This is a genomic window from Micromonospora inyonensis, assembly GCF_900091415.1.
GTDB lineage: Bacteria > Actinomycetota > Actinomycetes > Mycobacteriales > Micromonosporaceae > Micromonospora > Micromonospora inyonensis.
Genome location: NZ_FMHU01000001.1, coordinates 1,130,008 through 1,151,155 on the forward strand (window position 1 = coordinate 1,130,008; position 21,148 = coordinate 1,151,155).

Below are 21,148 nucleotides of genomic sequence, written 5' to 3' on the forward strand. Positions count from 1 at the left end.
TGAGCGCGGGTGCTACGAGTCGATGCCCATGATCTTGCGGGCCTTGGTGTGGTATTCGTCCTGCGCCGGGCCAGTGGCGTCGACGTCGACGTGGTGCTGGTTGTAGTCACTGCCGGGCGGTCGACCCGAGGGGTCGAAGGCGGCGGCGGTGTCCTGCTTGTCGGCCCACTCGCGGTGCCAGTCGCCGAGGGCGACCAGACGGCGGCGGCGCTCCGGGTCCATGCTCACAGCGGCTTCACTGCCTCCCAGCTCGATCCCAGCAGCGTAGCTTTCCCGATCCACGCGTCCTCACGGCCCGCGCCGGGCCATCGACCCAACTGCGACACCTCGTACGCCGATGGGTAGTCGACGCTGCCGAACGCGCTGGTGCGGGTCCGTTCCAGCAGGGCCTCGGCGGCCTCGATCTGCTCGTCGACGCGGTCGGCGGGGATGTCCAGCTCTCCCCGCTCGGCCCGGCCGACATAGTCCTCCAGCCGACCCATGATCTTCATGGCGACCGTGGAGGTCTTGAAGTCGTATCCGGAGCGGGCCCAGGCGTACCCGCCGACGTCGATGTTGGCCTCCAGCTCAATCCGGTCGATGCCGGCCTCCCGGTACCACCGTTCGAGGTGAGCGTTGAAGGCTCGGGCAAACCCGCCGCCCTGCATGTCCGGATCGTCGATCTGCAGGTACGCGTGCACGGCGTACAGCTGGCCGTCGCCGTCCGGGGAGATGGCCCGGGTGACCGTGCCGATCTTGTCGCCGTCGGCGTTGATCAGGTCGGCGTTGCCCACCGCCACGTCCACCGGGCTGGTGGACCCTTCCGGCTTCCACTGGAAGACGCTGGCCCCGCTGGTACGGACCCGGATACCGGCGTACGTGCCGTCCAGGACCGTGGCCCACTGCTTCTGCAACGCGTCGTAGTCGCCGCCAGCGGCGGTGGCCATCAGCTGCTGGGCGGAAGGCGTGGCGGCGGCCGGACCCGCATCAGGGTCGGGACCGCGTCGCCGCCCCTGGTACCCCGATGTCCACTTCCCGTCGTCGTCGCGCGGCTGGTCCGGGTCATAGGCGCGGCGCCGGCCCCGCGCTTCCCGGTCGCCGCGGTGACGTGCGGCCGTCCACAGCGACCGGAGCTGGGTGAGCATCGTGCGCAGCTGCGGCCGCTCGAAGACGATGCCGCCGCCCTTCGAGTCAACCCACGCCGACCAGTCGGTGGTCGCGCCCTTGGGGCGGACGGTGAGGGCCAGCCGCCACCGGTTGTCGTCGTCGACGCGGTACGTGACGTCGCCCCAGTCCTCACCGAGCACCATGCCCGACACCTGTTCGCCCCGGGACGCGCGGTCGTCGACGTCGTCGAGGGTGTTGTAGAGCCGGTCCCAGCCGTTGGGGCCGAACTCGGCGGTGCGGCCGTCGTCGCCGGCGCGCCACCGGGTGACGTCATCCGGCGAGACCACTCCGAGGCGCAGCCGCGGGCCGCCGGGTCCACCGATCACTGCGAAGAGCATGTCGTCGGACCGGTCGATGCCCCGGGCCCGGTCGCTGGCCATCAGCCACTCGCCCAGGCCGAGGGAGATCCGGCCGGACAGCTTCAGCCGGTCGGCCAGGCCTGCGGCGAACCCGCCGAACTTCCCGGCGAACCGGCCCCGATCGTCGCGGGGGTGATCCTGCGGGTTCCAGTTGTCCCGCTCGGTGCTGCGCCAGCTCTCCTCCACGGCGGTGGCGACGTCGCCCGGGTCGGCGGTCGGGGAGTCCAGGTCGGCCGTGTACGGCACGCCCATGTAGTCCTCCCACGCCTTGCGCGCGGCGATCCGGGCGGCCTCCTTGGACAGCACCCCGGACTGCACGAGCTTCTCCAAGCCCGTGCTCAAATTCAGGAGAATCTTGGCGGTGAACTCCGCGTCGGAGGCGCTGATGGACGGGCCGGTGACGGTGACCGACTGCGCGGCCGGGATCGCGAACTCCCGGCCGGTGCGCGGGTCGCGGGCGGTGACCATCTGCGGCAGCCGACGCGCGGCCACCGCCTGGTCGACGACGAAGCGCAGCAACTCGGTCTGGTAGCCGAGCCACAGCTTCTGCACCCCGCCGACACGGCGGCGCACCGGCTCGGCCATCGTCAAGCTGGTGGCGCGGTTCGCGCCGTCCGGCTCGGCCAACCAGGTCTTCGCCAGGCCCGCGCCGCCGGCGACGAGGGTCAGCACGTTCTTGCCGGCGATGGAGTCCTCGTCCGCCCCGGTCGGGGCGGTCTTCGCCTCCCAGCTGACGGACTTGTTGTGGACCTCGACCGACCCGGACGGCGGGACGTGTGTCCCGCCCCGGGCCTTCACGAAGTCGTCGACGGCAGTCTGGTCGCCCTCGACGGTGACGTCCCAGACGAGGTACCGGGCCAGGGCGGTCCGGTCGATCAGGTTGGAGATCACCTGGTCGTATGAGCCAAGGTGGTCCAGGATCGGGGTGAGGAACGGGTCACCGCGCAGGTCGTCCATCAACGCCATCCAGGACCGCCACCACATGACCTTGCCCTCGCGCAGACCGGTCAAGTCGTTGACCGCCACGACCGGCAGCGCCAGGCCTCCGCCGGCACCGCCGCCGAAGACGAGCTCCGCCGGCCAGAGCGGGTTCCCGCCGGCGAGCCGTACGTCGGTGATCTGGCTGACCGGGGTCGGGGAGATCCGGGTGACCCCGGACAGCGGACCGACGAGCATCTGCAGGGCCGTCTCGCCCATGAGCATGTGGTCGCGCAGCATCCGGTCCTGCAACGCGAAGAGCTGCACGCGTGGGTCGTTCCAGAACTGGTCGACCACCACGGCGACCTCGGGACTGTTGGCCTGATAGCTGACACCCGAGTCGCCGACGCAGAACGCCGTGTACGTGTCGATGATCGCGCGGGCCATCGGGTTGGAGCGGTACGACGCCACCGAGTGGATCCGGGCCCGCTCGGTGGTCCACCACGGCACCTCCCGGTGCCCGCCCGTGCCGGCCGGCCGCCACCCGCGCTCCCCGTCGACCGGGTCGACAGAGAACGCCGCGCCGGCCGCCCCGGTCGCCATCACCTGCTGCGACGTCGCCTCCGCCGCCCGCACTGGTGCGAGGGGCGGGAACAACCACGACCTCATGCCGAACCCGCCACACGCAGCGGAACGGCCTCACCGGCCTGCTCGCCGGCCTGGCGGGCCGCCTCGGCCTGCGTGTGGGCGTGCGTCACGTACGCCAGCCCGATCGCGACAAGCGAACCGGTCAGCGTCGACCACCACCACGAGCCGGCCAGCGCCCCGACGGACACGATCAGGCCGAGTAGGCCGGCCACGCCCAGCAGGTTCGACACCAGCGTGGGGGCCTGCACGCTCGGGATGCTCACCGTGATCCGCATCGGGTCCTCCTCAGATGCCCAGGCGCCCGGTCGGGCGGTACATGTCCCCGGCCGGGTTCGGCGCGGTACGAGCGGCGGCCACCACGGTCTGCGGGGTGGCCAGGTCCTGATAGCGCAGCAGCGCGGCCAGGGCCAGCGACGCGGCGACCAGCGGGGAGATGTCCGCCGAGGCGATCTTCCGGGCCCACGCCCACAGTCCGTCGCCCAGCGGCCGGCTCGCCGCGCCGTCGACCGCGACGGCCAGCTCCGGCTGTTCCAGGTGCACCAGTTGGCCCTGGCGGACGATGTCGACGAAGTCCCCGCACGCGGCCCCGTACTGCGGGACGGTCGGGATCCACAGGTGACCGCGTTGCCAGTCCTCGCGGCGTTCCTTCATCCGGTGGATCCCGAGGCGGTCCATCGGCAGGACCAGCGTCGCGGCCGGTGACTTCTCGTCGAGCACCCACGCGACCGGCTTCAGCTTCGCGTGCCACTTCTCGATGCTTTCCCGGAGCCACTCGGTGCCCTCGCCGTGCTCCAGAACCACGATCCGGGGCAAGCCGAACGCGTCGAAGCCGCACGCGACGATCGCCGCGTGGTCGCGCTTCGGGGTGATGTCGATGCCGATGGCCACGACGTCCCCGCCGATGCTCTCGGCGTCGCCGAGCAGCTCCCACTCCTCCGGGGTGGGCACCAGCGGGTCCCGGTCGACCTCGCCGTCCTCCCGGGCGATGTTCAGGTACGCGCGGTCGAACTCCGACAGGTCGGCGGCCATGGACTCCAGCTCGCCGAAGATCGCGTCGTCGGTGACCGTGTGCCGCCACTCCTTCGAGCAGCGGCAGAACCCGCGCACCGGGGCCGGGCACAGCGCCGGCATGCACGTGCGCCACACGGCCGGGTCGGTCCGGTCCATGCCCGGCAGCGCGCACCAGTCCAGATAGGCGATCTTGCTCTGCCGGCCCTGCTCGACAGCGGCCCGCCCGCGTTTGCGCATCGCGTTGAACGGCACCGACCGGCTCGTGCCGGCCGTCGACAGCCGCCACTTCTGCGCGTTCGGCCGGGTGATCATCGCCGGCCCGGTGGACTGGTCCAGCCGGTAGTCCACCTGGGCGAAGTACTCGTCGAGCAGCGCCAGGTCCAAGGTCTTGCCGTGGCCGGACTGCTCCTTGTTCGTCGTCAGGGTGTGCAGCGACCGGGTCTTCGTCCAGATGATGGCCTCACGGCCGTTGGCCTTGCGGACCCGGTACTTGCCCCGCAGCGACCGGGCCTCTTCCAAGATCGGGAGGTGCTCGTCCTCCCATTTCTCCCTGGCTGCGGTGCCGGTCTGCGCGCCGTAGAGGATCCGCTGCCTCGGCCACGCGTTGCCCCGGTGCACCGCGATCGACAGCACCGTGGTGGTCTTCCCAGACTGGCGCGGCACCGTCAGGTCCACACCCCGGTACGCCAACAGGCCGCTGTCGAGATCGATCTCCAGGCCAATGTCAGCGGTGTACCGCTGCCACGGCATGTACGGCGTACCGAGCGCCTTCGCGACCTTGGCGGCCTTCCCACCCAGGGTCGGCCGGTCGAAGTTGCGACGGGTGCCCCACCGGGGCAGGCAGGTCAGCCCGTAGACCTCGCGGACCCGATCGGCGTACTCACGATCAATCGGGGGTGCCGAGATCGTCAAGGTCGTCTTCCTCGTCGTCCGGGTCCACCGCGCGCCGCCCGTTCAGGATCTGCTCGACGGCCGAGCGCAGCTCCCGGGTCAGCTTCGGCAGCTCCTTAATGCCCTCTCCGCTGAGCCGGTCGATCTCGGCAGCCAGCCGCACCGCCGTCTTCGTCAGCGTCTCCTCCAACGGACCCAGCTCGCCGAGCTGGTCGACGTCGGCGCGGACCGTCTTCTCCAGCTGGCCCGCCTCACCGCCGCAGCTCGGACAGACCGGCGCTTCCACCTGGCCCTCGCCGACCAGCACGGCGGCCTGGTCGCCGAGCAGCTCCAGCGGCGTCACCTCAAGCGCGCCGGCGAGCGCGAGCAGCTCTTCCAACGTCAGGCCCCGGCGGCCACGTTCCAAGAAGCCGACCACGTTCGCGGTGAACGACTCCGGCGCCCCGTACTGCCGTGCCCGCTCGGCCAGCTCGTCCCGGCCCATGCCGGACCGATCCCGCAGATCCCGGATCCGATCGCGTATCACCGCGTTGATCGACGCACCGATCACGGGCGTCTGATCCTGTGTCGCCTTGACCATTTCCGCAGGTCACGCCCTTTCGGGGAGAGAAAAAGGGGGCTGCCGGCCCTGGGACCTCCCGCGTGTCCCCCCACGGACTTCACCCCCGGGGGCGGGTGGTCAGTTCCAGTCGCGCACCATCCGGGACCGCCGCGCCGCCCGGTCGCCCTTGACCTGGTTGCAGCACTGGCCACACGTCGGGCACCGACACGACGAACCGTGCGCCGCCTTGTGGAAGCGAGGGTCGTCCGGGTCCAGGCCCAGACGCAGCAGCACCTTGCGAGGTGGGTCGTGGTCCAGCTCGTACGCACCACCATGGCCACACAACCAGCACGTGGTGGTGGCTGCCTGCAGGTCGACCTTCGCTCTGCGATGGCGTCGGCCCTTGCGGCCTGCTGACCGGGCGACCACGTGCACGCTCCCCATGGGCTGCGGGCTGGCCTGGACAGGGCGGTTGGCTCGTCGGTGCAGACGCGATGGTCTGTCCCTTGGGCTCGCCCACCAGGCGCCCACCGGGAGGTGGCCGCCCTGTCCAGGAGTACGCAGCAGCCCCGCACCAACTGGGTCGGTGCGGGGCTGCTGGTCTGTCATCCTGTGGACGCACTGGTCCTACTGGCAGTGGAGCGTACGCCCTGCTCACAGCGTGATCAAGCCGGGGTGACCTCGACCTCTCCGACCTCGATCCTCTTCGCTCTCTCCGCTGCTCGGCGTGCCCGATCGGCCTCGTCGACGCGCTTCTGTTCGGCGATCTGGTCGAGCAGGTCCAGGACGTCACCGAACCGGTATCGCGGCCGACGCCACTCGTCGACGTCGGCGGCCGCCGGGCCTTCCGCGCCGAACGGCACCACCGGCACGGTGGCCACCCGCAGCCGGCCGCGCTGGACCAGTGCACGCAGTTGTCCGGCGGTGCAGTGCCGGCCGAGACGGACGGCGGCGTGGGCCAGCTGGGTGGCCGTGCCCCGGACGTCGCGGGCCTCGTCGAGCAGCCAGCGGATGCGGGGTCCGGTCTGGTGGGTGGTCTGGCAGCCGGGGCAGCGGACCCACGTCACGCCGGGCCAGGCGTACAGGTCGGTGGTGCAGTGCTGCGCCGGGTCGTCGGCGAGGGGCTCGGCGCAGACACCAGCGAACCACCGGTCGGCCGGGTTCTCGATCAGCCGGGCCATGGCGGCCGCCGCGCCGAGCAGCTCTTCGCCGGCGGCGGTGGCGTCCGGGGTCCGGCGCAGCCAGCCGAGGTGCGCGGCGACGAACCGGGCGGCGGCCGCCACCGGGTGCTCCGGACGGTCGTGGCGGATCGCGTCGCACGACGGGTGACCGCACCGGCCCGGCGCAGCGGCCCACCCGGCACCGGCGCACAGCGGCCCGACCGGGCGGGGCTGCCGCGTCGGCAGCGGGACGCCCCGGGTGCGGGCGATGTGGTCCATCCAGGTCACCACGACGTGCGCGGCGGCCCACGCGGCGGCCGAGGCGTCCAGGTCGACCGGGATAGGCGGCTCGGTCGAGCGAGGGCCGTCCCGGTCGCCGTAGCGAGCCTGCCGGGCGATGTTGACGACCGGCTCGGTGGCGTCGCGTGCCATGTCCCGCACTGCTCGGTGGACGGGGGCATAGCAGGGCTGGCAGACGTTTCCGCCGGTCGGGTCCGGGCGGGTGCACCAGGCACAGGTGGAGCAGGTTGCGGGCGGGGAGGGACGTCTGGTCATGGGTGCTCCGTGCGGTCCTGGTGCTCGGGGTCGGGCTGCGGTGGATGTCCGGCGTGGTGTTCGGGAAGGGGCCGGGAGGTGCGGAGGTACGGGGATCCGTGCAGGGGGCCTCGGGGTGTGGTCGGGGGTCCGATGCGGTGGGCGGTAGGTGGTCCGGGGCGTGGGGGACCTAGTGAGGGAGCGGTGCCCGACCCGCCCCGTCCCGTCCCGGGAGACGACGCGACCTGAGTCGGGACGCTGGTGACGGCGCTGGTCGGAAGGCAGACGGGTGCGCTGTTGCCGCTGGTGGCAGGCGTTTCGGTGGGTGGGGGACCTGGATCGGGACCTGAGTGCGGACCTGGGTCGGGACCTGAGTCCGGACCTAGGTCCGGACTCAGGTCTGACGTTGGTCCGGATGCGGGTGGCTGCTCGCCGGGCGCGGGACGCAGCACCATGCCGGCGGCCTCGGGGGTGCGCTTGGACTTGCGGCGGTTGCAGCCGCGGCAGGCCACTACGAGGTTGGACAGGCCGTCGGCGATCTCGGGGTCGACGTGGTCGTAAGTGAGGCCGGCGTCGGAGACCCGGTCGGAGAAGGGGCAGAAGTTGCCGCAGTAGCGGCACACGTCGCGGTCGCGGGCCCGGACGGCCGCCTTCAGGGCGGAGTTCTTCAGCTCCTTGGCCTTGGCCTTGTGGACGTCGTTCTCCGACCGGGACGGGTTGCGGTCGAGGTAGTCGTGGATCAAGTAATCCCAGTCGTCGACCCACGTCCGGCCGTTCATGCACTCGCACCGCTCGCCGTCGTCGCGGCGGTGCAGCAGCGGCGCCCGGCCGTACCGGGCGCGCATGAGCCGCTCGTTGGCCTCGTCCCAGCCGAACAGGTCGAGGATGTCGGCGGTGAGGAACCCGTCGGACCGTTCGCCGGACACCCACGACAGCAGCTGGGTCCACACGCCGAGCGCCTCGGCGCGCTGCTTCTTCGCCCGCAGCCCGGTAGCACCGGGGTCGGCCAGGCCACGGACCTTGACGGACATGGCCAGCCGGTCGTCGATGCGCCCCCAAGGCATTAGCGGCGTCCTTTCGGGACACGACAACTAATGATCAACATCTATGGCTCTCCCGGTATGGCGAGGCGCGGCCACCGGTTCCGGTGGCCGCGCCGGGCGGGCGTGTAGGGGCTGTTTGCAGGTCAGCGGGCGAACGACATGTCTGGTGGAGCGTCGGGCGGGCAGGTGTCGCACCGTGAGCCCGGCAGGCCCCAGACGGGCGTGTAGCAGACGCAGCAGGCCACCATCTCGTAGCCGGCGACCCGGGCCGCCGGCTTCTCGGTGACCTCGGGCGGGGCCTGCCCGGCGAGGGCGGCGTCGACGAGCGCGCGGCCCTTGCGGGCCCGCTCGACGGCCTCCTCCGGGGTGCGGACCTCGCGAACAGCGACGTCGGTCTCCCACTTCGGCCTGCCCCGGTAGCCGCGCTGCATCACGCACCCGCCGAGCCGGCCGGAACGCCAGCGCCGATGACCGCCGTGGTGTCGTCCGCGTTCGCAGCTGCCTCCTGGCGGAGGGCCTCGGCCAGCACCTCCTCGCCGCGTTCGGTCAGCTGGTAGAGGCGCACGCCGTCCCGGTCGTCGGCGTCCTCGGCGAGCCGAACCAGGCGGGCCGCCATGAGCGGACCGAGCCGCCGGCCGGCGCGGCGCAGGCCGAACGGCGGGTCGGGCAGCTTCTCGAAGTCCGGCCGGGTGTAGCGGGGGTCGCTGTGCACGCGGCCCTGCCTGATCGCTACGAGCAGCTCGACGTGTTCGGGGCCGAGGGTGGTCTGCATGAGGGTGTCTCCGATCGTGCTGTTCGGGTTGTGCGTCACGCCGCCGGCTCTTCCTGATCGCCGGCGTCGAGCAGGGCCAGGTGCCGCCGGCGTCGCCGGATCCGGCGCGCAGCGTCGTCCTCCAGCGCTGCCCGCTTCGCCAGGGCCTGCTCGACCGGGTGGGGCGGCTCGGCCGGCGGCAAGGGAGGAGGGCCGTATCGCTCGGTCAGCAGGGCGTCGAGCAGGTCCTGCCGCGTCATGACGGGTCACCCCGGGTGGCGCGCAGGGTGGCGCAGGCAGCGCAGTCACGCGGCTGTAGCCGGACCCGCTTGCGGCCGGTGGCCCGACCGGTGAGGGTGATCCCGCAGATGTGCGGGTACCGCTCGTCGACGGGCACCGGCCGGCCGAGCAGGATGCTCGCGCCGATCCACACTCCGGGCTGCATCGCGTCACCGTGGCCCGTCCTCGACGAGCTGGCCGTCGAGCGCGTCGCCGGCGCGGAGCCCGGCCCGGACGCCGGCGGCGTACAGGGTCGACAGGTCCGCCGGCAGCAGGCCGAGCGCGCACAGCACGTCGAGGGCCTGGTCGACGCCGGCGACGTAGAGCTCCACGCTGTGCACGTCGTAGCGGCCGCCGTCGGAGAGGTAGCGGACGCTGAGGTAGCCGTCGCGGTGCCACTGCACGGCGACCAGCTCGGCCCGGGCCAGCGGGGCCACCCCGGGCGGCGGGGCGAACGGCAGCTCGTACTCGCGCGGCTCGACGCACCACTGCTGGGCGTGCCGGAGGGCGGCCCGGAGGCGGGCGATCTGCGTCAGCGTCAGCTGCGGACGGTCGACGGTGGGGGCGTCCGCCCCGTCGCCGGGGGAAGTCGGCGACGGAGCGGACACGCGGGGCTCGTCGACGACGTCGACGACGACGGCGGGCACCGGCGGGGAAGGCAGTGCAGGGGCGGCGGGGACGTCGACGGCGGCCACGGGCGCGGCGGGCCAGCACCGGGGGCACCACTTCGCGTCGTGCCGCTCCCGGGCCTGCCGGGCGGTCACGATCAGACCGTTACGCGTCGACCTGCGGCACACGGTGAACTCGGCACCGGGCGGCGGGTCGTGCGCCTCAATTCCCCGGCGCGCGATCGCGATCCACACCTCGTCGTCGTCGGCCGGGCCCGCCGGGAGGACCGCGTCGACACGACGCACGAACTCCGGCGCAACCTCGGCGACCGCCGCGATGCGCGCCGCCGGGTCGGTCTCGTACTGCTCGCCGAGGCCGGCCAGCTCGTCCTGGTCGTCGACGTTGGGGTGGGTGTCGCACTCGTCGGCTGGCTCTGCGATGGGCCGCCGGTTGGTGCCGGAACCACCACAGCGCGGGCAGGTGTTCTTCGTGCCCTCGAACCACTTTCCGCAGCCAAAGCACTGCCACGACCAGCGGTCGGGCTCGACGGCCGGGGTCGGGCGGGTTGCTGGCCGCTGGCGGCCGTCCAGCGACATGACCGTAGCGGGGAGCGCGTCTGTCTCAGCTGAGACAGACGCGACGTCCCGGGCGGCGGTGGAGTGGCTGATCCCGAGGGCGGTGCCGATCGCGCGGGTGGACATGCCGACCAGCCGCAGCGCGGTGACGGCCTGGCGGCGGTGGACCTCGGTCAGCCTCAGCCGCGCGCCGATCTCCTCGTCGACGTACGCCTCCCACGACGCGTAGCCGAGGACCTCCCAATCGCCGCGCTCCCACGCGAGCGCGATTTCCTGGACCGTCTCCAGCCAGTCCTGCAAGCCCTGCCGGATCCGGTCGGCGCGGGCCCGCGCGACCGGCACCGTCGAGCGGATCTCCACCACGGCGTTCACCGGTTCTCCCCTCTGGTGCGCGCGACGGCCGCCGGGTCGAGGCGCAGGGTCGGGGCGTCAACGGGGGTGGCCGGTCGCCAGCCGGCTGGCCACCACCAGCCGCCCGGGTCGCGGTGGGCGTCGTCGCCGGCGCGGTGCCGGCCGGCGGCCGGCTGGACGAGGGTGGGCGGGTCGGCGGCCGGGACCGGCGGCCGGCGCAGAACCCGACCGGGCCAGTCGGCCCCGGTGCCGGTCACCACGCGTCCTCCCCGTGGTCCCGCTCGCCCAAGATCGCGGCGTCACGCTCCCGCGCGGCCTCCACCAGCGCGTCCGGCAGCGGCCGGGGCGGGGCGGCCGGGTCCGAGTGGCGGGCGTCGCCGGCCCTGCCGACCATGCGGCAGGTGCGGCAGGTCGCCCGGCCGGCGTGGTCGCGTCCGAGGTCCGGGTCCGGCACCAGCGGATGCCGGCGGCGGATCACCGGACCGACCCGTCGACGAGGGCACCGAGGCCGTCGATCGGTTCCTGTCCGGGCCCGGGGCGGCCACCCCGCCCGGACATGCCGGGCAGGGTGGCCGACACGGCCTGGACGGCGGCGGCGCGGGCGGCCGCCTTGCGCTTACGCCAGCAGCCTGCACCGACCCGGCGCGCGCGGGACTCCGGGGTGTGAAGCTCGCGGTCGCAGTCGATGCACCACACCGGGGTCGGCTCAGCCATCGCCGGCACCCGGCCGTGTCGCCGTCCGTTTCCACGTCGGCGGGACGGCGTCCGGGCCGGCGAGGGCGGACCGGAGCCGGCCCCGCACATCGGCGGGCACCCACACGCCGGAGAGGTCCAGCGGCCCGCCGGCCAGCACGTCGAGCAACCGGTGAACATACGCCGACGCTCGCTCCGGCGGCGGGTCGATCGCCGGCGGGCTGTCCGGCTGCCACGCCGTCCAGATCCCGGCCGCGCCGGCCCGTAACGCCTCCCGACGGTCCGGCGAAACCATACGGTGCGCGAGCGCGGCCAGGGCCCGGTACGCCTGGGCCGACTGGTCCCGCTCGTCGAGCTGCCGGGTACGGGCAGCGAGAGCGACCATCACGGCGGCGAACAGCCCGCCGCCGGACAGAGCGACCAGGACGCTGACCACGTAGGTGCTGACGTCGATCATCGGTGGGCCTCCGGGATGATGAGGTGGTCGACGGCGCGACCGCGCCGATGCAGTGGGGTGGACGCGGCGCGCTGCGCTCGGTGTCGGGCCGTGCGGGCCCGGCGATCGGACACAGCGACGCAGACCGCGGCCGCGCCCAGCCACGCGAGGACCAGCACGACGATCAGCGACCAGGTACGGGGTCCGGCGTCGCCCGGCCACGCGGCGGCGAGCGCGGACACGATGAGCACCACGCCGGCGGCCACGGTCAGCACAGGCCCCACCGGCAGCGAGGGCCTCGTGGACGTCGGGCCGCCGAGCCGGGTACGGCGCGGCCAGCCCCGGTCGGGCCGGTGCGCCCACCACCAGATCCCCGCCGGGGCCAGGGCCACCAGCAGCAACCCGGCCACCTCCGGCGCGGCCAGGGCCACGCCCTGCACGATCCCGGCCCTCATGCCGCCGCTCCCACCGCCCGCAGCGGCACCGACGCGGTGACGACCAGACGGCTACCCCGCCACAGCGCACACGCGCTGTAGAGGTGCGTCTGCTGGCCGTCGACGATCGTCTGCTGCTCGACGGCCGTCGCGGCCGCGCCGACCTCGTCCGCCCACCCGGCGGCCTCGGCCACCGTGCGGCACGTGATCACGACCGTCTCGGTCCCAGCCAAGAACCGCACGCTCTCGGGGGCGGGCAGCGCCGGCCGGTCGACGGCGGCGGTCAGGTCCGAGATCAACCGCAGCACCCGCGCCCGGCTCATCCGCACCCGGGCCGGCTGCGCCACCATCTGGCCGGCGACCGGCACCGGCGCGGCCGCCGGCAGCGGGCCCGGCATCCCGGACGGCGTGGCCGCCGGGACCGCGGAACCGTCCACCCACAACCCGCACACGCCCGGCGGGTCGACGCCCGCCCACGTCTCCGACTCCCGCCCGGCGGCCTGGATCGCGTCCAGCACACCGTCGAGGTCCCCGCTGCACACCATCACCGCGGCGGCCACTGTGCTGGACGCCTCGTCGCGGATCTCCACCCGCAACGTGGCGGGGCCACCACAGGTCGGCAGGGTGAGGCGCTCCGGCCCGCCGGTCGTAGCGACGCTGGGCCCCGAGGTGGGGTCAGAGTCCCGGCGGGCCGGAGTCGTCTGGACGGGGGCGGCGACGTCGACGGGTGCCGCCCCCGTCTCCGGCCGGGTGGCCGGAGTCTCGGCCGCCCCGGGGGCGGCGGTAGGGTTGGTCATCTCGCTGTGGTCCCTTCGTGGAGGTTGGGCCTGGTCGGGATTCCGGGCCACGGCCGTGACAGCGGCCGTGGCCTTCTTGCTGCTGCTGGTGCTCGAGGCCAAGAGGCCGAGCACCACGAGGGCGATCACCCGCCGGCCGGGCCGGGCCGCAGACGCGACCCGGCACAGCTGCACAAGGTGGGTCATTCGGCGATGGCCAGGCGGAACGCTGCGCGCCGCTGCTTTTTCGCGTCCCGTCGCCGCTGGGCGGCGGTCAGCCCGCGCCGATCGTTCTGCCGCTGGTAGTTGTCCGACCGCTTCTCGGCCGACAGGGGAGCGGCTGAGGTGCTGTTGGCGCCGGCGCTCCACGCCGTCGCCTCCAGGCGGATGCGCTCGGCCACCTGCTGGCCGGGGACGCGCAGGGTGAGGTCGATCCCCGACTTGGTCGGGGGGCCGCCGGTCTCGGGTCCGGTCATGCTGCAACTCCTTTGGATCGGCCGACTTCGGCGCGCCTCGCGGCGACCTCGTCGGGGGTGGGGACACTTGCCGGCTTCACCGCGCGGCTGGCCAGGATCTCGGCAGCGTCTTCGTGGGTGAAGCGGATCTCGTTGGCGATGCGGTGGTGCGGGAACGTCCGGGCGGAGACGCCTTTGCGGAGCCAGTCCTCACCGGTCTTCCACAGCGCGGCCAGCTCGGCGAAGGTGAACACCTCCAGGTCGCGGCTGCTCACGCTGCGGCCTCGGTGTCGTCGGCCGGCGCGGCCCACTTGAAAAACTGGTCGAAGCTGACCGCCAGCCCGACGCGGGCGAGCTTGTCGGCGTTCAAGTCAAACGCGGCCAAGGCGTTCGCCATCAGCGCCTCGGAAACCACTCCCCCGTCGAGGGCCCGATCAATGGTCTTGCCCTCCATGCCGAGCAGTCGGCCGGCTGCCGGCCCCTTGTCGCGGCCGACCAGCGTGAGGAGGGCAAGCCGGAAGGGCACCGGCTTGACGTAGCAGTGGTGACGCGTTTCCGGTATCGCCAAGTGATTCCGTAAACGTGTTTCCGTTTTCACGTCCAGGGACGTTACTCCGGAAGTGCGTTGCCGACAACTCACCCGTTCGGACGACTGATCCGGCAACGCGTTTCCGGTTACTCTGTCCGACATGGCACAACGAGGACTGACCTCACGACAGGCCGCACGGGCGAAGAGACGCCAACAAGCAGGCAAGATTGATCTTCTTGAACCCCGCACACTGCGGCCCGGCTGGCAGCTACGCAAGGAAACGCGTTCCCGCTACGATCACGTCGTGGCGACGGGCGAGGTCAACCGACAGGCTTGGGTGGAGGTGGTCCGCGAGCTCCTCGCCGAAGAGGCCGAACTCCATCGGAAGACTCACGGCGCCAAGACCCGATTCGCGGCCAAGGTCGGTGTGAGCGTGCGCACCGTCGACACCTGGCTGCGCCGGGACGTGGACGTCAAGGAAGCCAACGTCCGTGCCGTTGCCGAGGCGTACGGCCGGGACCAGATGGAACTGCTCATTCGCGTCGGGTTCTATGCCGTCGAGCAGATGCCGTACAGGCCCTCAGACGAAGAGATCGACGAGGAACAGCGCCAGGTCCTGGAGTCGGAGCTAGACGACGAGATCAAGGCGGAGATCCTCCAGCAGCTGGAGGAGATGCGTGCCGCCGACGAGCGGCTAATCGTGGAGCAGCGCGAGCGCGATAAGCAGCGCCGGATGCGGGAGCTGGGTTACCGCATCGAGCAGGCGCGCCGCAGCGCGTAGCACCAACCCCTTTCACCGCCGCAGGCCCCGGCCGCGGCTCACCCACCCATGCCCTGGGGAGATTCCATGTGGATCGAGAAGAACGGGCGTACCTGGCGGATCCGCGAGCTCCTCGCCGGCGAGAAGATCACCCTCGCCAGCGGGTACGAGACGAAGAGCGCCGCCCAGAACGCCATGACGATCATGAAGGCAGACGCGCTGCGCGGCGACGCTCTGGTGCCACGCGGCGGGGAACTCACCCTGGCTGACTGGGTGGCCACCTGGTGGCCGGCCTACAGGCGCGCCCTCAAGGAGACCAGCCGGAACAGCATCGAAGGCGTGATCAACCGGTACATCGTGTCGATGCTCGGGCACCTGCGCCTGGGCGAGCTTTCGGAACAGCCACTCATCGTGCAGCGTTGGACAAACGACCTGCTCGACGGGCGCACCCGGGTCAAGAAGCCGCGGCCACTGGCAAACAAGACGGTGCGTAATGCCCACGGTCAGCTGTACGTGATCATGGCCGCCGCCATCACGCACAAGTACATCCGCCACAACCCGTGCGAACACACGCTGCTGCCTGAGGAGGACGACGACCGGGACGAGATGCTGTTCCTCACGCCGGAGGAAGCCGATCGCGTCATCCAGGCGACTCCGGAGCATTGGCGCCCGCTGATCCTCCTGTTCATGGCGACCGGCCTGCGCTGGAGCGAAGCGATGGGGTTGCGGAAGCGGGACATCGACCTGGTGCGGAACCGCCTGCACGTCCGGCTCCAGACGGTCGAGGTCAGCGGCCGGCCCATCGACCAGACACCGAAGACCAAACGCGGCAAGCGGCACGTGACCTTTCAGCACGACATCGCCGAGGTGCTGCGCCCCCTGCTCGACGGTAAGAGGTCCGACGACCGCGTGTTCACGGGCCCGAAGGGTGGACTCATCCGCCGCAAGGAGTTCTACGAGATTTGGTGGTTCGTGCGCGAGGCCGCCGGGTTCCCCGGACTGCGACTGCACGACCTGAGGCACACGCACGTAGCGTGGCTCATCGCGGCGAACGTGCCGCTGTCGGCGATCAGCCGGCGGATCGGCCACAAGGACATCGGATTCACCGACCAGCGGTACGGCCACCTCCTACCGGAGGTCGACGAGGGCGTTGTGGCGGCAGTGGAGGCCGCAATGCGCAAGGTCGACTTTAGGGGGAACGTAGGGGAACCGGTCCCCGCTTGACCCCCGCGAACCCCCGTCCACCCCGCCGAAACCCCTGGTCAGCCAGGTCGCAAGGCTCTGACCTGGGGCCATAAACAAGTTCGAATCTCGTATCCTCCGCTCTGAGCAGCACGCACGCGAAGGCCGGCCCCACCGGGGACCGGCCTTCGACCGTCTTCGGGGTCGCCTCCGTCTCAGGTGCCACGCGACGAGCCGCCATCCGCCCCCGTCCGGGTGCCTGGTCGACGGCCTACGAGACGAGTCCACGTCAGGGCGAGGACCGGTCACGGTCATGATCCACTGAACGTGCTCGGCGTCCGCGCGCCGCCGGATGGGCTCGTGGAGCACCCGGAGCGTAGTGAGAGCGTGGAGGTGGTCAGCGGCAAGTCGAGGATCGTCGGCGTCGAGCAAGCCGACGCTGGCACAGTGGGCCAGGCGTTCGGCGAGCGCCTGCGTGTGGGCCTCGTCGAGGGGATGGTCCTCTCGTTCGGGCAGCAGCGAGTCGTTCTCGGCGATCAGCTTGACTGCGGCGGGGCCGTCGGTGGTCGGGTCGCCGGATTGACCTGGAGGAAGCCGGTCACGCACATCCGCTTCACCAGTCGCGTCTGCGGCGGGCTGAGGCGGGGTGCGATCTCGCCGTACTTGACGGGGCCGCCGCTCAGCAGGTTCCACAGTTCGTCCACGCCGTCCCGGCGGGGATCGGCGTCGATGGTGACGCCGTGGGGATCGTCGGTGGAGTAGATCCGCCGGCACGGGATCGTGTCCCGCAGTGGCGACGGCACCGAGGCGGCGTTGGTGATCGGATTTCGCCAGTAGTCCGTCATCCCGTCGAGGATCGCGGGCGGGAGTTGAACGTTCGCCGGTGGGTTGGTGGCCTTGAAGCCCGGCACCACGAACGTGACACTGTCGCGGATCGCCGCAGTGGGGGCCAGCGCGACGACCGCGTCATCGGTCAGGCCCGCCGGCTCGGCGAGAGCACTCGCCGCCAGGTACGGGCCGGCCGCGTCCAGGTCCTCGATCTTCCGACTGCCGTGCGTCATGACCTCCAGCAACGCCGGCTGGAACGCCGTGTTGAGCAGAGCGTCGAAGGTCTGCTCGCGGATGCCGAGGTCGATGCCCGTGCCGCGGGTGTTCCAGTAGATGCTGCCCGGGTTGTTCTTCGCGATCGCGTGGTACCACTGGTCGATCATCAACGCGAACGTCTCAGCGGTGCCGTGCCACTTGGCGTTGTAGTCCTGCCACAGTTGACGCTGATCGTCCTCGTCGAGACTGCCGTCGGTCGTCTTCTGCAACAGCAGGGCGGCGGTCGCCGCCTGGGTCAGGGCCACCGCGACCCCCGAGGAGAACAGCGGGTCGACGAAGAACGCGGCGTCGCCGACAAGCAGGTGCCGCTCGTCGTAGTCGGTGAACTCCTCGCTGACCCGGGAGTAGTTGGTGGCGGTCAACATGTTGCCGGCGACCGGCACCGCATCACCGATCAACTCCTTCAGGTACGGCACCTGGCGCACCGTTTCCAGGAAGGTCTCCTGGTCGGTGAAGTCACGACCCGGTTCCCGGAGCACGGCCGGGTTCGTCACGATGCCGATCGAATGGGTCAGGACCCGCCGGCCATCGATGACCTTCGGAACCGGGATGTACCAGCACCAGCCGTCACGGAAGGCGAAGCAACCGATCGGGGAGAGGTTGTCCGCGGTGAATATGTTCCAGTCCGCGACGAGGTTCTGGGTCTGACCGCAGTTGGTGAAGTGCTGCCAGATCGCGATGTTCTTGAAGTTCGACAGCCAACCGCGCTTGTTGCGGGCCGCCGACACGTTGCTCTGCCGCCCCGACGCGTCCACGAAACAACCCGCACGCACCGTCCGGTCGTCGCCCAGCCGCACCAGGCCCCCGCGCCCGTCCGGCTCGTACGCCGTCACCGCCACACCCTGGAACACGTCCACACCCACATCCGCCACGTGGTCCAGCAGGATGTGGTCGAACTCCGCCCGGTCGACATGCATCGTCCACCGGTGCACCCCGTCCCGCTCGAACAGCACATCGTCGAAGCGGGCGATGCTGGGCCGGCCCGGGTCCCAGGAGAAAATGCCACCGAACTTCTTCACCCAGCACGGGCTGGCGAGAACCTTGGCCAGCGCACCGCTCTCCTGAAGCGCCGGAACAACGGGATGGGCAAAGGACTCACCGATGTGCTCGCGGGGAAACACCTCCCTGTCGAAGATCGCAATTCGCAGATCGGTGCGCTGGGCGAGCAGGGCACCGAGGGTGGACCCGGCCGGGCCACCGCCCATGATCACGACGTCGTAGTACTCCCGCACGTGTCTGACCTTTCGTTCGCTGGAACACGGTATGTGCCGGGTGCTGCGGTGCCGGAAGGGGAAAGGGCGCCCGGGGAGCGCATATGCCGTGCCCATATTCTGGGATGGCGGAATCGCCCTGGAATGGATCACGTCCACTTCCTGATTTCCGCCGCCGACAATATAGCAACATCGACCTACGACTTTATGTCTGATCCAACAAATTACATGCGCCGCTAATCCGGCCAGACCTCCCCGAACCCGTACCCGCTCCAGTGGATCAACGACCCCTTCTCGTGGCTCCGGGTCGAGGAACGTGGCACAGGTGGACTGGGGGGCCGCCCAGCGCAGCCGATGTCGCGCGGCATCCGGACGGCGTCGGGGTCGTGTTCTGCCGTACGCGAAGCGGCGGACACGCCCCCGGCCCGCGTGATCGGCTGGCCGTATGCGGGTCCTGGTGCTGGGCGGTACGGAGTTCATCGGGCGGCGGGTGGTCGAGCGCCTGGTCGGGCGGGGCGACGAGGTCGTGGTGGTCCACCGGGGCCGCACCGAGCCCGACGACCTCCCCGACTGCGGGCACCTGCACGTCGACCGGCGCGAGTTCGCCGAGGTCGCCGACCGGGTACGCCGGTTCGCGCCGGACGCCGTGGTCGACTCGTACGCGCTGACCCGCGCGGACGCCGAGTCGGTCCTGCCGCACCTGCCCGACGTGCCGCTGGTGCTGCTCTCCAGCGTCGACGTCTACCGGGCCTGGGAACTGCTCCTCGCCGACGACGACACGCCGCTGCCGGCACCGGTCACCGAGGAGGCGCCGCTGCGCCGGGGGCGGTTCCCGTACCGGGGGCAGGGTTCCGGGCTGGACGACTACGACAAGCTCGACGTCGAGCCGGCGTACCTGGCCCGGGGTGGCACCGTGCTCCGGCTCGGCATGGTCTACGGCCGGCACGACCAGCAACGGCGGGAGGAGCTCGTGCTGCGGCGGGTCCGGGCGGGGCGTGTCCGGATACCGGTCGGCGCGGGCGACGCCCTGATCACCCGCCTGCACGTGGACGACGCGGCCGACGCGGTGCTCGCCGCTCTCGACCGGCCGGAGGCCGCCCGGGGTGAGCTGTTCAACCTGGGCGAGCCGGTGACGTACCCGGTGCGGGGCTGGTTGCGGTTGATCCTGGACGCGGCCGGGCACGAGGCCCAGCTGGTCCGGGTGCCCGACGAGCAGGTGCCGGACGACCTGTGGTTGACCCGGCGGCTGGCCCAGCACGTGCTGGTCGACAGCGGCAAGGCCGGCCGGCTGCTGGGCTGGCGGCCGATGGATCCAGTGGCGGCGGTGGCCCGCTCGGTGCGCTGGCACCTGGACCATCCGCCGACGGACGCTGCGGCGGACTTCGACGCCGACGACCGCGCCCTCGCCGCCTGATCCCGGCTCCCGGCCCGGCGGGCCTGGTGTCCGGCCCGCCCGCCGGTAGCACGAATGGGGCAGCTCGACAGGGACTCCGGAGCAACCCTCCCGCTCCGCCGACCTCACGCTGGGTCACCGGGTACGCCCGGATGCGGTTTACTGACGCCGTGATCATCGACGCCTCCGGGCCGGCCGTTCGCCGTACCCCATGAGCTACCAGCTCAGGGCGATCGTGGCCGACGTCGAGCTGCTGGCGGAGCAGACCGCCGAACTCGACCACGCCGTCCTGGCCGCGCTGCGGCAGGACTTCGCCCTGCTGCCGGTCACCCCGCAACTGGTGGAGGAGCTGACGGGGGCGCTGCCCGACTTCGCCGTCGAGGAGCCGGGCCCACAGCGGCCGTTCCACCTGGTCCTCTCGGCCGCGCTCATCGAGGTGTTCGCCCGCTGGTCACGGCAGGGCCCGGTCGCGTACCTGGAGGCGGAGTTCTCCGGCGGGGCCGGGCACCAGGCGGCGGTGGTGTGGCTGGACGGCGCCGTGGCCTGGGGGCCGTGGTTCGACGCCGCCCTCGACCGCCCCCGCGCCGAGTGGCCGATCAACGCCGCACTGGTCCGCATCGGTGTGGAGCCGGGACGCTGGATCGACCCCTTCGCCGAGCTGGGCCTGCATCTGGAGGGGAGCACCGAGGGCTGGTTGGCGCACGGGCGGCGCCGCCTGTCCGCCGACTACTGGGATGAGCTGGCCGAAGAGTGGGAACACCGGCAAAACGCCGCAGACCAGCAACCTTGGCGACCCGAGGCCGTTGGGGACTGGGGGATTTCATGACTTTTCGGCAATTCTTGTTCATCGCGGCGTTGCTGGCCGCAGCCTCGGTCGCCGGCAGCGGCGTCCATCCACAAGAGACGGTAGGCCCGGCGAGACCGGTGGAGCCGGTCACCGACGAGGTGGTCGACCTGCACGGGCTCGCCGGAGTCGAGTTCGGCGACAGCCAGCGGGAGCTGGTGGAGCGGGGCATGCTCCAGGAGACGCCCGAATCCTGCGGTCCGGCGCTGGTCGGACAGGAGACGGCCAGCCCGGTCTTCCGGGACGACCGGCTGGTGCTGCTCTGGGTCAGCGCGCCGGTCCGCACCCCGGAGGGGGTCACCGTCGGGACGCCGGTCGGCGACCTGCGCTCCCGCTTCCCGTCGCTGACCCGCCTCGACGCTCCAGAGGGGACGTACCGCTTCGACGGACTGCTCGCCCAGCGGGGCGACCGCGCGTACCTCTTCCTCCACGACGGACGGACGGTCCGCAAGACGATCGCCGGTTACGCCGACTACGCGCAGCGTCTCTTCGACGAGGGGCACGGCCCCTGCTGA

Annotated in this window: 28 protein-coding genes; 5 read left to right on the forward strand and 23 right to left on the reverse strand. The window is 71.7% G+C overall.

Annotated elements, in window-relative coordinates:
• Nucleotides 1-12: 12 nt before the first annotated feature.
• The 22 genes from GA0074694_RS05090 to GA0074694_RS05190 form a co-directional block, all read right to left on the reverse strand.
• Nucleotides 13-222 (reverse strand): hypothetical protein, encoded by a 210-nt coding sequence (locus tag GA0074694_RS05090; protein WP_091453193.1) that lies wholly within the window; start codon nucleotides 220-222, stop codon nucleotides 13-15.
• A 2-nt stretch (nucleotides 223-224) separates the two neighbouring features.
• Complete coding sequence (locus tag GA0074694_RS31440) at nucleotides 225-3,092, reverse strand: hypothetical protein (protein ID WP_176737785.1); 2,868 nt, start codon at nucleotides 3,090-3,092, stop codon at nucleotides 225-227.
• Nucleotides 3,089-3,346 carry a hypothetical protein gene (locus tag GA0074694_RS05100; RefSeq protein WP_091453196.1) on the reverse strand — a complete coding sequence of 86 codons (258 nt, stop codon included), beginning with the start codon at nucleotides 3,344-3,346 and terminating at the stop codon, nucleotides 3,089-3,091. Before GA0074694_RS05100 ends, GA0074694_RS31440 begins: the two co-directional genes overlap by 4 nt.
• 10 nt (nucleotides 3,347-3,356) lie before the next feature.
• Nucleotides 3,357-4,994 (reverse strand): hypothetical protein, encoded by a 1,638-nt coding sequence (locus GA0074694_RS05105; RefSeq protein ID WP_091453198.1) that lies wholly within the window; start codon nucleotides 4,992-4,994, stop codon nucleotides 3,357-3,359.
• Nucleotides 4,969-5,523 carry a helix-turn-helix domain-containing protein gene (locus GA0074694_RS05110; protein ID WP_176737786.1) on the reverse strand — a complete coding sequence of 185 codons (555 nt, stop codon included), beginning with the start codon at nucleotides 5,521-5,523 and terminating at the stop codon, nucleotides 4,969-4,971. Before GA0074694_RS05110 ends, GA0074694_RS05105 begins: the two co-directional genes overlap by 26 nt.
• A gap of 129 nt (nucleotides 5,524-5,652) precedes the next feature.
• A complete protein-coding gene (locus GA0074694_RS05115) occupies nucleotides 5,653-5,958 on the reverse strand; it encodes a hypothetical protein (protein ID WP_091453204.1) in 306 nt (101 codons plus the stop codon).
• Nucleotides 5,959-6,179: 221 nt separating this feature from the next.
• Nucleotides 6,180-7,106, reverse strand: coding sequence for a hypothetical protein (locus tag GA0074694_RS05120; protein ID WP_141713965.1), 927 nt, complete (start codon nucleotides 7,104-7,106; stop codon nucleotides 6,180-6,182).
• Nucleotides 7,107-7,225: 119 nt separating this feature from the next.
• A complete protein-coding gene (locus tag GA0074694_RS05125; RefSeq protein ID WP_141713966.1) occupies nucleotides 7,226-8,272 on the reverse strand; it encodes an HNH endonuclease in 1,047 nt (348 codons plus the stop codon).
• Nucleotides 8,273-8,394: 122 nt separating this feature from the next.
• Nucleotides 8,395-8,682, reverse strand: coding sequence for a hypothetical protein (locus GA0074694_RS05130; protein WP_091453211.1), 288 nt, complete (start codon nucleotides 8,680-8,682; stop codon nucleotides 8,395-8,397).
• Nucleotides 8,682-9,062 carry a hypothetical protein gene (locus GA0074694_RS05135; protein ID WP_091453214.1) on the reverse strand — a complete coding sequence of 127 codons (381 nt, stop codon included), beginning with the start codon at nucleotides 9,060-9,062 and terminating at the stop codon, nucleotides 8,682-8,684. Before GA0074694_RS05135 ends, GA0074694_RS05130 begins: the two co-directional genes overlap by 1 nt.
• A complete protein-coding gene (locus GA0074694_RS05140) occupies nucleotides 9,059-9,262 on the reverse strand; it encodes a hypothetical protein (protein ID WP_091453217.1) in 204 nt (67 codons plus the stop codon). The genes GA0074694_RS05135 and GA0074694_RS05140 overlap by 4 nt, the downstream gene beginning before the upstream one ends.
• Nucleotides 9,259-9,447, reverse strand: coding sequence for a hypothetical protein (locus GA0074694_RS30695; RefSeq protein ID WP_141713968.1), 189 nt, complete (start codon nucleotides 9,445-9,447; stop codon nucleotides 9,259-9,261). The genes GA0074694_RS05140 and GA0074694_RS30695 overlap by 4 nt, the downstream gene beginning before the upstream one ends.
• Before the next feature lie 4 nt (nucleotides 9,448-9,451).
• Nucleotides 9,452-10,837, reverse strand: coding sequence for a hypothetical protein (locus GA0074694_RS05145; RefSeq protein WP_091453221.1), 1,386 nt, complete (start codon nucleotides 10,835-10,837; stop codon nucleotides 9,452-9,454).
• Nucleotides 10,834-11,073, reverse strand: coding sequence for a hypothetical protein (locus tag GA0074694_RS05150; protein WP_091453224.1), 240 nt, complete (start codon nucleotides 11,071-11,073; stop codon nucleotides 10,834-10,836). The genes GA0074694_RS05145 and GA0074694_RS05150 overlap by 4 nt, the downstream gene beginning before the upstream one ends.
• A complete protein-coding gene (locus GA0074694_RS05155; RefSeq protein ID WP_091453227.1) occupies nucleotides 11,070-11,294 on the reverse strand; it encodes a hypothetical protein in 225 nt (74 codons plus the stop codon). The genes GA0074694_RS05150 and GA0074694_RS05155 overlap by 4 nt, the downstream gene beginning before the upstream one ends.
• Nucleotides 11,291-11,530: a DUF6011 domain-containing protein gene (locus GA0074694_RS05160; RefSeq protein ID WP_141713969.1), complete on the reverse strand. Its 240-nt coding sequence runs from the start codon at nucleotides 11,528-11,530 to the stop codon at nucleotides 11,291-11,293. The genes GA0074694_RS05155 and GA0074694_RS05160 overlap by 4 nt, the downstream gene beginning before the upstream one ends.
• Nucleotides 11,523-11,966, reverse strand: coding sequence for a hypothetical protein (locus GA0074694_RS05165; RefSeq protein WP_091453232.1), 444 nt, complete (start codon nucleotides 11,964-11,966; stop codon nucleotides 11,523-11,525). Before GA0074694_RS05165 ends, GA0074694_RS05160 begins: the two co-directional genes overlap by 8 nt.
• Nucleotides 11,963-12,400 (reverse strand): hypothetical protein, encoded by a 438-nt coding sequence (locus tag GA0074694_RS05170; RefSeq protein ID WP_091453235.1) that lies wholly within the window; start codon nucleotides 12,398-12,400, stop codon nucleotides 11,963-11,965. The genes GA0074694_RS05165 and GA0074694_RS05170 overlap by 4 nt, the downstream gene beginning before the upstream one ends.
• Complete coding sequence (locus GA0074694_RS05175; protein WP_141713970.1) at nucleotides 12,397-13,176, reverse strand: hypothetical protein; 780 nt, start codon at nucleotides 13,174-13,176, stop codon at nucleotides 12,397-12,399. The genes GA0074694_RS05170 and GA0074694_RS05175 overlap by 4 nt, the downstream gene beginning before the upstream one ends.
• A 182-nt stretch (nucleotides 13,177-13,358) precedes the next feature.
• The gene (locus GA0074694_RS05180) at nucleotides 13,359-13,631 is read right to left on the reverse strand and encodes a hypothetical protein (protein WP_091453247.1); all 273 of its coding nucleotides are present in this window, start codon (nucleotides 13,629-13,631) and stop codon (nucleotides 13,359-13,361) included.
• A complete protein-coding gene (locus tag GA0074694_RS05185) occupies nucleotides 13,628-13,885 on the reverse strand; it encodes a MerR family transcriptional regulator (RefSeq protein WP_091453250.1) in 258 nt (85 codons plus the stop codon). The genes GA0074694_RS05180 and GA0074694_RS05185 overlap by 4 nt, the downstream gene beginning before the upstream one ends.
• Nucleotides 13,882-14,208: a hypothetical protein gene (locus tag GA0074694_RS05190; RefSeq protein ID WP_141713971.1), complete on the reverse strand. Its 327-nt coding sequence runs from the start codon at nucleotides 14,206-14,208 to the stop codon at nucleotides 13,882-13,884. The genes GA0074694_RS05185 and GA0074694_RS05190 overlap by 4 nt, the downstream gene beginning before the upstream one ends.
• Before the next feature lie 235 nt (nucleotides 14,209-14,443).
• Between GA0074694_RS05190 and GA0074694_RS05195 the strand changes: the two genes are divergently transcribed.
• On the forward strand, nucleotides 14,444-14,920 hold the full coding sequence (locus tag GA0074694_RS05195; protein ID WP_091453258.1) for a hypothetical protein: 477 nt from the start codon (nucleotides 14,444-14,446) through the stop codon (nucleotides 14,918-14,920).
• A 66-nt stretch (nucleotides 14,921-14,986) separates the two neighbouring features.
• Entirely contained in the window at nucleotides 14,987-16,123 is a 1,137-nt protein-coding gene (locus GA0074694_RS05200) for a tyrosine-type recombinase/integrase (RefSeq protein ID WP_141713972.1), read from the forward strand.
• Between the two features lie 494 nt (nucleotides 16,124-16,617).
• On the opposite strand, the gene GA0074694_RS05205 is transcribed toward GA0074694_RS05200, so the two are convergent.
• Entirely contained in the window at nucleotides 16,618-18,417 is a 1,800-nt protein-coding gene (locus GA0074694_RS05205) for an NAD(P)/FAD-dependent oxidoreductase (RefSeq protein WP_091453264.1), read from the reverse strand.
• 424 nt (nucleotides 18,418-18,841) lie between these two features.
• Here GA0074694_RS05205 and GA0074694_RS05210 point away from each other — a divergent pair, with 424 nt between their 5' ends.
• The 3 genes from GA0074694_RS05210 to GA0074694_RS05220 all read left to right on the forward strand — a co-directional run bounded on the left by GA0074694_RS05210 (nucleotide 18,842) and on the right by GA0074694_RS05220 (nucleotide 21,148).
• Complete coding sequence (locus GA0074694_RS05210) at nucleotides 18,842-19,810, forward strand: NAD-dependent epimerase/dehydratase family protein (RefSeq protein WP_091453267.1); 969 nt, start codon at nucleotides 18,842-18,844, stop codon at nucleotides 19,808-19,810.
• A gap of 190 nt (nucleotides 19,811-20,000) precedes the next feature.
• On the forward strand, nucleotides 20,001-20,615 hold the full coding sequence (locus GA0074694_RS05215) for a hypothetical protein (protein ID WP_091453270.1): 615 nt from the start codon (nucleotides 20,001-20,003) through the stop codon (nucleotides 20,613-20,615).
• Nucleotides 20,616-20,647: 32 nt separating this feature from the next.
• Nucleotides 20,648-21,148 (forward strand): hypothetical protein, encoded by a 501-nt coding sequence (locus tag GA0074694_RS05220; RefSeq protein WP_425413604.1) that lies wholly within the window; start codon nucleotides 20,648-20,650, stop codon nucleotides 21,146-21,148.

Bases quoted from the DNA above. Each gene is read 5' to 3' on its own strand.
- GA0074694_RS05115 (WP_091453204.1), bottom strand. From the start codon at position 5,958: ATGGGGAGCGTGCACGTGGTCGCCCGGTCAGCAGGCCGCAAGGGCCGA.
- GA0074694_RS05180 (WP_091453247.1), bottom strand. From the start codon at position 13,631: ATGACCGGACCCGAGACCGGCGGCCCCCCGACCAAGTCGGGGATCGAC.
- GA0074694_RS05170 (WP_091453235.1), bottom strand. From the start codon at position 12,400: ATGAGGGCCGGGATCGTGCAGGGCGTGGCCCTGGCCGCGCCGGAGGTG.
- GA0074694_RS05130 (WP_091453211.1), bottom strand. From the start codon at position 8,682: ATGCAGCGCGGCTACCGGGGCAGGCCGAAGTGGGAGACCGACGTCGCT.
- GA0074694_RS05090 (WP_091453193.1), bottom strand. From the start codon at position 222: ATGGACCCGGAGCGCCGCCGCCGTCTGGTCGCCCTCGGCGACTGGCAC.
- GA0074694_RS05120 (WP_141713965.1), bottom strand. From the start codon at position 7,106: ATGGCACGCGACGCCACCGAGCCGGTCGTCAACATCGCCCGGCAGGCT.
- GA0074694_RS05210 (WP_091453267.1), top strand. From the start codon at position 18,842: ATGCGGGTCCTGGTGCTGGGCGGTACGGAGTTCATCGGGCGGCGGGTG.
- GA0074694_RS31440 (WP_176737785.1), bottom strand. From the start codon at position 3,092: ATGAGGTCGTGGTTGTTCCCGCCCCTCGCACCAGTGCGGGCGGCGGAG.
- GA0074694_RS05165 (WP_091453232.1), bottom strand. From the start codon at position 11,966: ATGATCGACGTCAGCACCTACGTGGTCAGCGTCCTGGTCGCTCTGTCC.
- GA0074694_RS30695 (WP_141713968.1), bottom strand. From the start codon at position 9,447: ATGCAGCCCGGAGTGTGGATCGGCGCGAGCATCCTGCTCGGCCGGCCG.
- GA0074694_RS05200 (WP_141713972.1), top strand. From the start codon at position 14,987: ATGTGGATCGAGAAGAACGGGCGTACCTGGCGGATCCGCGAGCTCCTC.
- GA0074694_RS05215 (WP_091453270.1), top strand. From the start codon at position 20,001: ATGAGCTACCAGCTCAGGGCGATCGTGGCCGACGTCGAGCTGCTGGCG.
- GA0074694_RS05125 (WP_141713966.1), bottom strand. From the start codon at position 8,272: ATGCCTTGGGGGCGCATCGACGACCGGCTGGCCATGTCCGTCAAGGTC.
- GA0074694_RS05140 (WP_091453217.1), bottom strand. From the start codon at position 9,262: ATGACGCGGCAGGACCTGCTCGACGCCCTGCTGACCGAGCGATACGGC.
- GA0074694_RS05160 (WP_141713969.1), bottom strand. From the start codon at position 11,530: ATGGCTGAGCCGACCCCGGTGTGGTGCATCGACTGCGACCGCGAGCTT.
- GA0074694_RS05175 (WP_141713970.1), bottom strand. From the start codon at position 13,176: ATGACCAACCCTACCGCCGCCCCCGGGGCGGCCGAGACTCCGGCCACC.
- GA0074694_RS05100 (WP_091453196.1), bottom strand. From the start codon at position 3,346: ATGCGGATCACGGTGAGCATCCCGAGCGTGCAGGCCCCCACGCTGGTG.